General features: G+C 61.3%; 10 protein-coding genes. 5 read left to right on the forward strand and 5 right to left on the reverse strand.

From position 1 onward, the window contains the following. The first annotated feature begins 7 nt into the window (after window positions 1-7). Complete coding sequence (gene recG, locus GY791_06295) at window positions 8-2,089, forward strand: ATP-dependent DNA helicase RecG (protein MCP4328031.1); 2,082 nt, start codon at window positions 8-10, stop codon at window positions 2,087-2,089. A gap of 6 nt (window positions 2,090-2,095) precedes the next feature. On the opposite strand, the gene GY791_06300 is transcribed toward recG, so the two are convergent. Beyond that, on the reverse strand, window positions 2,096-2,869 hold the full coding sequence (locus tag GY791_06300; protein ID MCP4328032.1) for a DUF502 domain-containing protein: 774 nt from the start codon (window positions 2,867-2,869) through the stop codon (window positions 2,096-2,098). A 46-nt stretch (window positions 2,870-2,915) separates the two neighbouring features. Next, window positions 2,916-3,797, reverse strand: a complete 882-nt coding sequence (locus GY791_06305; GenBank protein ID MCP4328033.1) for an alpha/beta hydrolase — start codon at window positions 3,795-3,797, stop codon at window positions 2,916-2,918. 167 nt (window positions 3,798-3,964) lie between these two features. Here GY791_06305 and GY791_06310 point away from each other — a divergent pair, with 167 nt between their 5' ends. From GY791_06310 to GY791_06320, 3 genes are read left to right on the forward strand one after another with little or no spacing between them, the layout of a single operon-like run. Next, window positions 3,965-5,008, forward strand: a complete 1,044-nt coding sequence (locus GY791_06310; protein ID MCP4328034.1) for a type III polyketide synthase — start codon at window positions 3,965-3,967, stop codon at window positions 5,006-5,008. Between the two features lie 3 nt (window positions 5,009-5,011). Beyond that, the gene (locus GY791_06315) at window positions 5,012-5,530 is read left to right on the forward strand and encodes a hypothetical protein (protein MCP4328035.1); all 519 of its coding nucleotides are present in this window, start codon (window positions 5,012-5,014) and stop codon (window positions 5,528-5,530) included. Then, the gene (locus GY791_06320; protein ID MCP4328036.1) at window positions 5,527-6,942 is read left to right on the forward strand and encodes an amidase; all 1,416 of its coding nucleotides are present in this window, start codon (window positions 5,527-5,529) and stop codon (window positions 6,940-6,942) included. The genes GY791_06315 and GY791_06320 overlap by 4 nt, the downstream gene beginning before the upstream one ends. Before the next feature lie 28 nt (window positions 6,943-6,970). Here the strand turns inward: GY791_06320 and GY791_06325 are convergent, their stop codons facing one another. Together GY791_06325 and GY791_06330 are read right to left on the reverse strand one after the other, a co-directional pair. After that, the gene (locus GY791_06325) at window positions 6,971-10,105 is read right to left on the reverse strand and encodes an efflux RND transporter permease subunit (protein ID MCP4328037.1); all 3,135 of its coding nucleotides are present in this window, start codon (window positions 10,103-10,105) and stop codon (window positions 6,971-6,973) included. Beyond that, the gene (locus GY791_06330) at window positions 10,102-11,391 is read right to left on the reverse strand and encodes an HlyD family efflux transporter periplasmic adaptor subunit (GenBank protein ID MCP4328038.1); all 1,290 of its coding nucleotides are present in this window, start codon (window positions 11,389-11,391) and stop codon (window positions 10,102-10,104) included. The genes GY791_06325 and GY791_06330 overlap by 4 nt, the downstream gene beginning before the upstream one ends. A 408-nt stretch (window positions 11,392-11,799) precedes the next feature. On the opposite strand from GY791_06330, the gene GY791_06335 reads away from it, so the two are divergent. Further along, entirely contained in the window at window positions 11,800-11,967 is a 168-nt protein-coding gene (locus tag GY791_06335; GenBank protein MCP4328039.1) for a hypothetical protein, read from the forward strand. A 99-nt stretch (window positions 11,968-12,066) separates the two neighbouring features. Here GY791_06335 and GY791_06340 read toward each other — a convergent pair whose 3' ends face one another. Next, entirely contained in the window at window positions 12,067-12,471 is a 405-nt protein-coding gene (locus GY791_06340) for an RcnB family protein (GenBank protein MCP4328040.1), read from the reverse strand. Window positions 12,472-12,474: the final 3 nt, after the last annotated feature.

A 12,474-nucleotide genomic window follows, 5' to 3' on the forward strand; every position in this document is an offset into this window, starting at 1 on the left:
AAGTGTCATGCGCCCGGCCCTTTTGTTCGACCTGTTCGCTCCCATCACGACGCTCGGCGGCGTCGGTCCCCGTGTTGCCGCATTGATCGAAAAGGTCGCGGGCGCCCGTGTTGTCGATTTGTTGTGGCACCTTCCAACCGGTCTGATCGATCGCAGCTACAGCCCCAAAATTGCCGAAGCTCGGGTCGGTTCGATCGCCACCATGACCGTGCGAGTCCTGGATCATCGGCCGTCTCGGGCGGCGCGTCAGCCCTACCGCGTCCGATGCGCCGATGAGACCGGAGAGCTCATTCTGATATTCTTCCATGCGCGGCCCGACTATCTGTCCAAGGCGCTCCCCCCGGGTGAAGTTCGCATCGTCAGCGGGACGATCGAGGCCTATGGCGGTCAACTCCAGATGACCCATCCGGACCATATCGGGACGGTCGACGACTTGGCGTCGCTGGCGGGCGTCGAACCGGTCTATGGGCTCACCGCCGGCTTGTCGCTGAAGGTCATGGGCCGCGCCGTACATAACGCATTGGCGGTGGCACCGGAACTCGCCGAATGGATCGATCCGGCGTGGCGCCGCCAGCAGGCCTGGGCCGGGTGGCGCGAATCCGTAATCCAGGCACATTCGCCCGAGCACGAGAACGATCTTCTTCCGCAATCGCCGGCGCGTGCCCGCCTCGCTTACGACGAGCTTTTGGCGAGCCAGCTTGCCCTGCTCCTGGTCCGCGCTCAGGTCCGCCGTCAACGGGGCCGCAGCACCGCCGGGGACGGCCGCATGCGATCGGACGTGGAAAGCATCCTGCCCTTTACGCTTACCGTTTCTCAACGCCAGGCGGTTGCCGATATCGTCGCGGACCTGGCGTCGGATAATCGGATGCTGCGGTTGCTCCAGGGCGATGTCGGAAGCGGCAAGACGGTGGTCGCCTTGATGGCGATGCTCAACGCGGTCGAAGTTGGCCGCCAGGCCGCTCTGATGGCACCGACTGAAATCCTGGCGAGCCAGCATTTTGCGACCATCAAGCCGCTCGCCGATTCACTGGGGGTCGACGTCGTACTCCTGACCGGGCGCGATCGCGGCAAGGCCCGGACGTCGATTGTCGAGCGAATCAAGGACGGCGACATTCCGCTCGTCGTCGGAACCCATGCTTTGTTTCAGGACGACATCGCGTTCAAGGATCTTGCGCTCGCGGTGGTCGACGAGCAGCACCGGTTCGGTGTTCACCAACGCATGATGCTGGCCGGCAAAGGACGCGGCGTGGATATCCTGGTCATGACCGCGACACCGATCCCGCGGACACTATTGCTCGCTGCCTACGGCGATATGGACGTCTCTCGGCTCAGTGAAAAACCTGCCGGGCGGCGCCCGGTCACGACCCGCACGGTCTCGCTTAGCCGTCTCGAAGACGTGGTGGCGGCAGTCGGACGGGCGCTCGACGGCGGCGACAAGGTCTATTGGGTATGTCCTTTGGTCGAGGATTCGGAGGTCGTCGATCTCGCCGCCGCGACGGAGCGCTACGACCACCTCGTATCGCTGTTCGGCGATCGCGTCGGTCTCGTCCATGGACGCATGAAGGGGAAAGAGAAGGATCGGGTGATGGCCGCCTTTGCGGCCGGCTCGACGGATATTCTGGTGGCCACGACGGTGATCGAGGTCGGCGTCGACGTCCCGGCTGCGACGATCATGGTAGTCGAGCATGCCGAGCGTTTCGGATTGGCCCAACTCCACCAATTGCGCGGCCGCGTTGGGCGCGGTGAGCAGGCCTCGGCCTGCCTTTTGCTCTACGCAAGCGGGATGTCCGATACTGCGCGCAAGCGCTTGAAGATCATGCGCGAGACCGACGACGGCTTCCGCATTGCCGAGGAGGATCTGAAATTGCGCGGCGCGGGCGAAGTATTGGGGACACGGCAAAGCGGACTGCCCGACTTCCACCTCGCCGACCTCTCGGTTCACGGCGAGCTTTTGGCCGCCGCGCGCGATGACGCGAAACTCGCGCTCGAGCGCGATCCGCAGCTGAAATCGGACCGCGGGACCGCCTTGCGCACCCTACTCTATCTGTTCGAACGGGACGTTGCCGTGACCTATTTGCGCTCCGGGTAGGCGCCGCTAGGCGGCGTCGGGCTTGCGCCGCTCTTCGCGCAGCCTGCGGACCTGGTGATCCGGCAGCACGATGCCGCCGGATATGACCAGCTTCATCGCTTCCTCGATGGTCATATCGAGAATGATTATGTCGCGTTTCGGCACGAACAAGAGATAACCCGATGTCGGGTTCGGCGTGGTCGGCAGCATGATGCTGACCAGATCGTCTTCGATGTACCGTTCGATGCCGCCTTGTTGGTAGTTTGTGACGAATCCGATTGCCCAGCATCCGGGCCGCGGATATTCGAACAGCGCGACCTCGCGAAAGGCGTTCGATTGCTGGGCCAGGACAGTTTCGAAGATTTGTTTCGCGGCGCCATAGACGCTTCGAATGATCGGCATCCGATTGAGAACGCGCTCGCTGGTGCGAATGAATATGCGGCCGACCAAACCCGCCGTCATCGAGCCGACGAGGGTCAGGGCGACGATGAGGACGACAAGCCCCAGGCCAGGCAGAGAGAACGGCAAGTAGGTCTCGGGATTGTATTTTGCCGGGATCAGGGGAGTGACCCGGGAATCGACGAAACTCACCAACACCCAAGCGAGGTAGAGCGTTACCGCGAATGGGGCGGTGACCAGAATTCCAGCGAGGAAATAGGCGCGCAACCGGGCGCCCATCCCGACTTGGAGACTGTTCTTACCCTTCCCTATGTCGTCCGTCTCACCTTGAGCTGGCGTATCGACCTCGGTCGGGGGAGCATCCTTTTCAGGGCTCTTACGCTTTGCCACGACGCCTCTCATATGGACGCAATTCAACCAAATCTATCATGGGGACCCCGGCGGCAGTCTACAAGACCCTATCACGGAAGAAGCGGCGGAACGCGGCGAGCGTTTCCGCGGCCGCCTCCTCCGGCAGGTAGTGGCCGCAGGGCAACGCCTGACCTGTCACCTGCTTGGCTCGTTCGCGCCATGTCTCGAGGACGTCGAACTGGGCGTCCATCATGCCTTTCTTGCCCCAGAGCACCAGCAACGGGCAGGCGATCTTGCGGTCCAAATCGGCTGCATCGTGCTCGAGGTCGATGGTTGCCGCGGCGCGATAATCCTCGCAACTGGCGTGGATGACAGCCGGGTTCGAAAAACAGCGAATGTATTCGGCAATCGCCTCCTCGGTGAACCCGTCCATAGTTGCGCTCCAGCCGTTCATTTTCATGCGCAAATAATACTCGGGATCGTTGCCAATCAATCGCTCCGGCAGGCCATCCGGCTGGATCAGGAAGAACCAGTGGTAGTATCCGGTGGCGAAGCGTTGATTTGTCGAAGCGAATAGCTTGTAGGTCGGAACGATATCGAGCACCGCCGCGCGTTCGATGCGCTCGGAATGATCCAACGCCATTCTGTGCGCGACGCGTCCGCCACGATCATGACCGGCAACCATGAAGGCTTCGAACCCGAGCGTCGACATGAGCTCGATCATGTCGTTTCCGGTTGCACGCTTCGAATAACTCGAATGATCGAGTGTCGAGGGCGGACAGCCGCTGTCGCCGTAGCCGCGCAGGTCGGGCAGAATCGTGGTGAAATCAAGCGACAGGTCAGGCGCGACCTTGTGCCACATGACATGCGTCTGCGGATAGCCGTGCAGCAACAGCAAAGGTGGCCCACTACCCTTAATGCGGTAGTTGATCGTCGTTTCCGTGGTCTCGCAACGACCGTGATCGAATCCCTCAAACATGACGTCGCCCTCGCTCGGCGCCTATTGGCGGTTTCGCTCCGGTTTCCCCCGCCTGCTCGGAGGTCGGCCGTGTCGAGCGCCGATAAACTTTTCGTGTAGTTAGAGACATTCCGGGTTTCAGCCAATACCTATTGTCGAGACGTATCTCGAAACGAGCCGGTCATTCCATTTCCGATGTCCCTCGATTAGTATCCTTGGCGACCGCGAACCCGCGTCATGTTCTCCGCCAAGCGGATGTCTGCGCGTTCGCGAAATCGATCTTTCCGGATCGAACGAGCGCCATCGACCGTATGCTTCCGGTCTACGCGAATGCAGGGATCGAGACGCGGTATTCCTGTGTGCCCCTGGACTGGTACACCCAGGACCACGGGTGGAAGGACCGTCACCGATTGTTCGTCGAAAATGCCGTTGAATTGGCGGAACGGGCGGCGAGCGATGCGATCGGCAATGCCGGGCTGCGCATCGACGATGTGGACGCCGTGGTTGCCGTGTCGACGTCAGGCATTTCGACGCCAAGTCTCGATGCGCTCTTGATCGACTGCATGGGCCTGCGCCGCGACGTCACGCGATTGCCAATCTTCGGCCTCGGGTGCGGTGGTGGCGTCGTCGGATTGGCCCGGGCGGCGAACCTGGCGGGCGCCGAGCCGGGGTGCAAGGTTCTCTTCGTGGTGGTCGAACTCTGTGGCCTGACGTTTCGCCGCGACGATCTGTCAAAGAGCAACATCATCGCGACTGCGCTGTTCGGGGATGGTGCCGCGGCGGCGGTCATCGCGATCGGCGATGACGGTCCTGCGCTCGTCGATTCGGGTGAATACACCTGGCCGGGATCGCTCGACGTCATGGGCTGGCAGATCGAGGATGACGGTTTCGGTGTCTTGTTCTCGCGCGATATTCCGGCCCTCGTTCACGACCGGTTGGGCGATGCGCTGAACAGCTATTTGGACGGCCGCGGACGCGTTCTCGCCGACTACGACGGCTTCATCTGCCACCCGGGTGGGGAAAAGGTCCTCAACGCATTGGAGCATGTTCTGGGTCTTCCCCGGGGCGCCATGCACGACGCCCGCGAGATCCTGCGCAGTTACGGTAATATGTCGGCGGCGACCGTGCTCTTCGTTCTCGAGCGGGCCTTGAAGAAGGGAATTTCGGGGCGCCATTTGCTATCGGCGCTCGGCCCAGGATTCACCGCCGAATTCCTTACACTCGACGCCTGAAGCGTGGGCTGGCCGCAGATCATCGTTCTGCTGGTGGCTATCCAGCGCGCCGCCGAGCTCGTTCTTGCCGCCCGCAATCGCAAGAACCTGCTCGCCGTCGGTGGCGTCGAATTCGGCGCCGGACATTACCCGTCGTTCATGGCCCTTCATGGCGCCTGGCTCGTGGCCCTCTTCTTCGCGGTCCCGCCGGCTGCCCCCATCGAATGGGGTTGGCTGGCACTTTTCTGTGCCCTGCAGGCCGGTCGCGTGTGGGTAATCGTCAGCCTTGGCCGCTTCTGGACCACTCGAATCATCACCGTCCCCGGCGCGCCCCTCGTCGAACGCGGCCCCTATCGTCACGTCCGACATCCCAACTACATCATCGTTGCGGGGGAAATCGCCGTATTGCCTTTGGTCTTCGGCGCCTGGCAAATCGCGCTCGTGTTTTCGGTCCTCAATGGTGCCCTGATCTGGTATCGGATAAGAATTGAAGATGCGGCACTCGAAGACCGCAGGCGGCGCGTTACAAAGGATACAGGATGACCCGATTGCTCGACCAACCGATTGCCACCATTGCCGAGCGCTATCGCGACGGATCCCTGCGCGTTGCCGATGTCGTCGAGGAGGCGATCGAACGGCATGACGGAGATGGCAGCGCGCTCGACGCCTATCGCGACTGGAATCCGCAGCACGCGCGGGCGCAAGCCAAGGTCGCCGACAGCTACCGCGACGTCGGCGCGCCATTGCGGCCGTTGTTCGGGTTGCCGATTTCCATCAAGGACCTCTATGGCGTCCACGGATTCCGCACCTACGCCGGTTCGGCCAAGCCGTTACCCGAGAAGTGGGAAACCGAGGGTCCGATCGTAAGTCGATTGCGCGAGCAGGTTGGGATCGTAATGGGCAAGACCCATACCGTTGAATTTGCGTTCGGCGGTATCGGCACCAATCCCCACCATCCGGTGCCGCGTAATCCTTGGGACGCGACGGCGCACCGGGTTCCCGGTGGTTCGAGCGCCGGGGCCGGCGTCAGCCTGTGCGAAGGTTCGGCGATGATTGCACTGGGCTCCGACACTGGCGGCTCGGTTCGCATTCCGGCAAGTGTGACCGGGAATGTCGGCCTCAAGACCGGCGCCGGCCGGTGGCCGTTGACGGGCATTGTTCCGCTGAGCCCGACGCTCGACACCCCGGGACCGCTGACCCGGTCGGTCGCCGACGCGGCCTATGCCTTCGCCGCCTTCGATCCCAAATGGGGTGACACCGCCGCGTTCGACGCCTGGCTGCCGCGCCTCGAGGTCGCGGATCTCCATATCGGCTACGGCGACCCATTCTATTGGGAGAACTGTTCGCCGGGGATCGCCGAAGGTGTCGAGGCGGCGATCGGCGAACTCAAGAATGGTGGCGCCCGATTCAGCGATCATGCCATGCCGGAGACCGCCGAGGCCTATGACCTGTTTCGGCAAGGTATCCGCATCGCCCCCGATCTCTACGCCTTCCTCTCGACCGAACTGTCCGACCACATGGAAACATTGGATCCCAATGTCGGGACCAGGATGGGCCCGGCCGGCGAGGTCACCGCGGCCGACTTCTCGAATTGCGTCACGCGCTTGAACGCGTTGGGCGCCGCGGTGGCGGCACGCATGCGCGACGTGGATATTTTCATCACCCCGACCATACCGATTACGCCGCCGACGGTCGAAGAGGTCGCGACCGGCGAGGGATACCGGAAACACAACTTTATGATTCTGCGTAACACCGGCATGGTGAATTATCTGAATCTATGCGCGATCACGATGCCGGTCGCCCTCGATCATGCGGGCATGCCGGTTGGACTGCATTTGGTCGCCCGGCTCGGCCAGGAGGAACGGCTTCTCGCGGTCGCCCTGGCCTGCGAACGCCACCTCGGGACCGGCGCCGAACGCATCGGCCGACCGCCAATCGGTCCGACGCCGGCATGAGGTCTTCGGGATTCTTTGTTTAGCCTGTTTATTCGCCGGCGTGGAGGGGCGCCGGTCGGTGACCCCGCCGCGGCCGCAGCCACCGGCCGAAATCGGATTGGATGCCAATCAGGGCCGGAACCACGAACAAGACCAGCAGCGTCGTACCGAGGAGGCCGAATACCAAGGTCACCGCCATCGGGATCAGGAACTGCGCCTGCAGGCTGGTCTCGAAGAGCAGCGGCGTCAGGCCGCCGATCGTCGTTGCCGAGGTCAGTATCACCGCCCGCAGGCGGTCGCAGGTGCCGTCGACAATGGCCTGAAAGGCATCCTCGCCGCTGGCCAATCGCTCGTCGATGGTGCTGACCAGGATGATCGAATCGTTGACGACAATCCCGGACAGGCCGACCAACGCAATCATGCTCAGAATTGTGAGGTCGAAGCCCAGCAGCAGATGCCCGATCAAGGCGCCGACAAAGCCAAACGGAATGATCGACATGACGACGAGAGGCCGCGAGTAGCTGGCGAACATCCATGCCAGAATGATGTAGATCAAAACCAGCGCGACGGATGCGCCGATCCTCATGTCGCCGAACGTCTGCGCCTGTTCTTCTGCCTTGCCGCCAAAGCTGAACTCCACGCCGTAGCGTGAGGCGAGGTCGGCCAGCGGACCTTGCTCGAGTTGGGACTTTATCTCGTTGAGGTCGCCGCGTTCGGTATCGAGTTCTCCGGTTACGGCGACCCGGCGCGAGCCGTTCTCGCGGTAGACCTGAGCAAATCCCCGCTTTTCGCGTAGCGTCACGATCTCCGAAAGCGGCACCTCGATACCTGACGGATTACGCAAATAGAGGATATCGAGCGCACCCGGGCCGGTATCCTCGTCGGCAAACTGAACGCGAACCAGCACTTCTTCATCGCCGCGCGGAAAACGCGTGGCGATGGCACCTTCGAACGTATTTCGTACTTGCCGCCCGACGGAGCTGGTCGTAAATCCCATCGCCTTGCCCTTGGGCGTCACCTCGAGAATGATCTCGGGCTTGCCGTAGGGGAGATTGTCGTCGACGTCACTGACGCCCGGATAGGCATCGAGCAGCCGTTTGAGGTCGTCCGATGCCGTTTTGAGCGCGGCGGTGTCCTGCCCCGAAATATCGACGTGGATCCAGCGTCCCGGCGGCCCCGCCTGAGCAGCCAGGATCGACATTTCCGTGACCCCGGCAATCGGCCGGATCTCCTCGCGCCACGCATCTATCACCGCCGAGGTTCGGATGTCACGCAGGTCGGATGGCACCAGCTCGACGGTCATCCCGCCGATATTGTCGCCACTGCCGCCGCCCGACAGGCTGGCACGTCCCATCGTCGTCCCGATAGCGGAGAGATTGATATGAACCAGCCCGCCATCGCCGCCGGTTAGTTTATCCTCGGCGCGCGCCAGCGAATCTTCGAGCTCGGCCAGCATGGCCAATGTCCTGTCCCGCGGCGCGCCGACCGAGAGTTCGAAATTCGCATAGATCCGATCGGCCTCGGGTGATGGAAAAAAGATGAACCCGACGCGGCCGCCGCCGACGATGCCGATAGCCACGATCAACGCTCCAACGGCGCACGCCAGGGTCGAATATCGCCATGCCAGCGCGATAGAGATCCAGCGCCGAAACGTCCCGTCGCGGAAACGCTCGAAAGCGAGGTCGAAGGCGCGGCGGAACCGCGGCAAGAATTCGCGATGCCGCACCAAGGAATGATGGAGATGTCCGGGTAGCACGAGAAAGCACTCGACCAGGCTGGCCAGCACCACGGCAATGACCACCATTGGTATGGCGGCGATAATCTGGCCGATGATATCGGAGATTACGAGCAGCGGAATGAATGCGGCGATGGTCGTCAACGAGGCGCTGGTCACCGGGCCGGCCATGCGCCTAGCGCCGGTTATCGCGGCTTCAAGCGGCGGCATCCCGTGCCGATAGCGGGATTCGATGTGTTCACCGACAACGATCGCGTCGTCGACCACGATCCCGATGACCATGATCAAGCCGAACAGGCTGACCATGTTTATGGATTGCCCGGTGGCCAGCATGAAGGCCAACGCGGCCATGATCGATACCGGGATCCCGACGGCCACCCAAAATGCGACCGGGCCGTTGAGAAAAATGAACAAAATGAGCAGAACCAGGATCAGGCCCCCGACACCATTCCGCAACAACAGATTGATACGGCTTTCGATCAGCTCGACGGCGATATCGTGTTTTTCGATACGCAGGTTGGGCGGAAACGATGGCACGACCTCATCAAGGTATGTGTTGGCGTGTTCGGCGAGCTCCAAGGCGTCATTGGACAACGCCCGCTGAACATTGAGATCGATGGCCACGTCGCCGCGGCGGCGCAGTTCGTGATCGTCATCGTCGAAATTTTCTTGGACCCGAGCAATATCGCGAAGGTAGACCTTCTGCCCGTTCGGAAGAGATTTGATCTCGATCTCGCCGATTCCCCGCGCATCCTTGACCAGTCCGAGGCTGCGCAATTGCCGCTCCGCCCCTCCCCCGGCCACGCCGAGCGGCAGATCGATCGAGGTCTCGTCGATGCGTCGAGCGACGTCGCCGAGCGTAAGGTCAAACCGCCGCAGCGTGGCGGGCGTTACTTCGACCGTTATTTCCTCGTCGCGCCCACCCGAGATGGTGACCCGGTCGATACCGCGCTCGAGCAAATCATCGCGTATGCGTTTGGCGAACGATTTGAGTGCTCTTTCCGAATAGGGCCCGGAAATGACCAGCCGCATGATTGTCTCGTAGCGGACGATGCGGCTAATAATCGGCCGTTCGCTCTCTTCGGGAAGCGTCCTCACCTGCCCGACCGCCGCTTCTACGTCCGACAGGGCGGCTTGCATATCGGTGCCGGTGACAAACTCGATGACGATGTTCGCCGCACCTTCCGTCGAGGTCGACGACACCTTGTCGACACCATCGATAAAGCGGACCTCCGGCTCGATGGCCTGCACGATATTGCTGTCGACATCCTCCGCGCTGGCGCCGGGCCAGACGACAGAAACGCGGATAATATCGATGCCGAATTCGGGAAAGAACTGCGTGGTCAGGCGATAAAGCGCGAACAGACCGACCACAATCATCAGCACCATGAGCAGATTGGCCGCCGTCCTGTGCCGCGCAAAGAGACCGATCAGCCCATCACCGGTCATCGTGCGACTTTGACCAGCAGGCCTGGCCCGATCTCGGCGAAGTCGGTCACCACGATCCGGCGACCTTCGAAATCGCCCTGGACCAAATACCGATCGCCGTCCCGCAATTGGATTTCCCCGTGTTCGCCGATCAATCGATCGTCATCGCCAACGACATAGATCGTCGATCCGGGATGGATCGCGTATTCCGGTATGAGGTAAACGTCGTGATAGCGTCGATCGGGTATCTGTATCTCGACAAACGCGCCGGGCCGCAACAGCGTATCCGGACCCGTTCCGGCAATCTCAGCGTAGAACTCGATGCCGCCGCTGGACGCTTCGATGCGCCCTTCCGACCGCCTCAAAACGGCGTCATAGGCGGTCTCCCGGTCGCCGACACGCCATGTCACCTGTGCCGGCCGGCCGTCAATTCCACCGCTCGCCAAGAGACGGGAGAACTGGGTGTCGCTCAAATGGAAGCGAGCCTCCAAGCCGCCGGCATCGTAGAGACGCGCGACACGATCACCGGTCCCGACGCGTTTGCCGATCGCTATGTCGGTATCGGCAAGAAAACCATCAAAGGGCGCGATCAGCTTGGTTTCTTCGAGGTCACGTTCGGCGCGGCGCAATTGGACCCGCGACCGAAGGATCGTGGCTGCCTGCTGTTCGGCGCGGGCCGACAACATCTCGATATCGCGGTGGGCGCTCAGGACACGTTGTCGTTCCTCGTTTCGTGCGATCACCGCATCGTCATGGGACTTCTTCGATCCCGACCCCTTGTCGAGCAAGGTCTTGCGTCTTTGCAGCTCCTTTTCCCGAAGCGCGAGTTGCTCGCGGTCGGTCGCCAGCATTGCTTGTTGGGCGTCTATATCAGCCTGGATTTCGTCGAGCCGGGCCTCGGCCTCGGCAATTTCGGCATTCGCCTCGTCGACCGCGGCCTGATAGTCGAACGGGTCGATCGCGATCAGTAATTCGCGCTGCCGAACGATGCCACCATTGTGAAAGTTGGCCCCGACTTCGACGACCGGTCCGGCGACCAAAGGTCTTAGGTCGACCTCGCGGCCGGCGACGATCTCGCCAAAGGCGGTCAGCATCGGTTGCCGGTCGACCGCCGCGCCGACCATGATCTCGACGGTCCATTCCCGTTCCTCCGGGACCGCTGGATTAAGGATCGGGCGGGTCGCATGAAGGTACCCGGCGAATGCGCCGGCGACGACGACAATAAGAATGGGCAACCCAATCAACCAAAACCGGCGTTTGGGCGCACCGGCCATCGTAATGGCTGCCTTGTTAATTCGAAGCCGCATTCTATCGCGTCGCGCTATGCTAATATATCAATCAAAGTAGATAACATAAGTTATTGTTTTAAAAAAGTTATAATAATCATACTTTGATGCTCGTGAGCGTTGGTAATCGACCCCGGATTCCAACTTCACGCCGCTTGTAATAGATGGGCATACATGACCGTCGGCGCCACTCTTTGCGCCCGAACCCTATTACCGACATGCCCACGTCGCTGTCCGCATTCGCATGCGGACAGATCAACTAAGACACGTCCGGTATTCCGAATTCCTGCGGTTCAATTCCACACTAGGTTGTTGGCAGAACCAAACGATAAAATTTTGTCGTTGACGTGACAAGAATCACAGATTCCCGTTGGTTCATGGAAGATAGTTCGGTCCTCGGCATTGAGGGTTAGGACGGAGACCAGGACCATGGCCCACTCCATTCCGTATTTCCGGCGCATTATGGCTGCCAGCTTGGGTTTCATGGTGGTGCTGATGCTTACTGCGATGTCGGCGCTCGGCATGACCGACGAATGCCATCACGAAACGTCCACAGTCTCCGTCGGCGAGACCGCCAACGCCGCTATCAAGCACTAATCGATACGGTCACGCGCATCGAATAACGGCCCGTCGCTGCACCACGCCCGGCAATTGTCCAACAACTCATTCCGTGAATGCCCGCGTCGCGGCCGCACCTCAGAACGAGTTCTTGAACAAATCGACAATGACGTTGGTCGCCTGAGCAATCAGAAGAACGTCATTGCCCGCCATCGTCCATTCATATCCCTGATAATACGGTAGCTGGGAAGTCAATCCGTTGGGGAACCGGGTCTTGGCGATGCCTGGCGGGATTGGTTTCCCACGCGCGAGATTCTTCGCGATTCCGGGTGGCAGCGGCTTGACGGCACCGCCGAACGCGTTCGGGTCGCTGCGATAAAAATTGCGGATGATATCAATATCGGACTGGGTTATGACCGGAAGCCCGGACGACGTGATCGTGACACCCGTATTCGTTCCCGGAATCGTCACATCGACGCTGCCGCCCTGATTTCCTTGGTTTCCCTGATTGCCCTTGTTCTTTTCGTTCTTGGCGTCGGACACCGA

The sequence above is a fragment of the Alphaproteobacteria bacterium genome, assembly GCA_024244705.1.
Taxonomy (GTDB): domain Bacteria; phylum Pseudomonadota; class Alphaproteobacteria; order JAAEOK01; family JAAEOK01; genus JAAEOK01.

What these genes read in the sequence shown, in the direction of transcription:
- GY791_06300 (MCP4328032.1), bottom strand. Translation starts at nt 2,869, where the DNA reads ATGAGAGGCGTCGTGGCAAAGCGTAAGAGCCCTGAAAAGGATGCTCCC.
- GY791_06330 (MCP4328038.1), bottom strand. Translation starts at nt 11,391, where the DNA reads ATGCGGCTTCGAATTAACAAGGCAGCCATTACGATGGCCGGTGCGCCC.
- GY791_06335 (MCP4328039.1), top strand. Translation starts at nt 11,800, where the DNA reads ATGGCCCACTCCATTCCGTATTTCCGGCGCATTATGGCTGCCAGCTTG.
- recG (MCP4328031.1), top strand. Translation starts at nt 8, where the DNA reads ATGCGCCCGGCCCTTTTGTTCGACCTGTTCGCTCCCATCACGACGCTC.
- GY791_06320 (MCP4328036.1), top strand. Translation starts at nt 5,527, where the DNA reads ATGACCCGATTGCTCGACCAACCGATTGCCACCATTGCCGAGCGCTAT.
- GY791_06305 (MCP4328033.1), bottom strand. Translation starts at nt 3,797, where the DNA reads ATGTTTGAGGGATTCGATCACGGTCGTTGCGAGACCACGGAAACGACG.
- GY791_06325 (MCP4328037.1), bottom strand. Translation starts at nt 10,105, where the DNA reads ATGACCGGTGATGGGCTGATCGGTCTCTTTGCGCGGCACAGGACGGCG.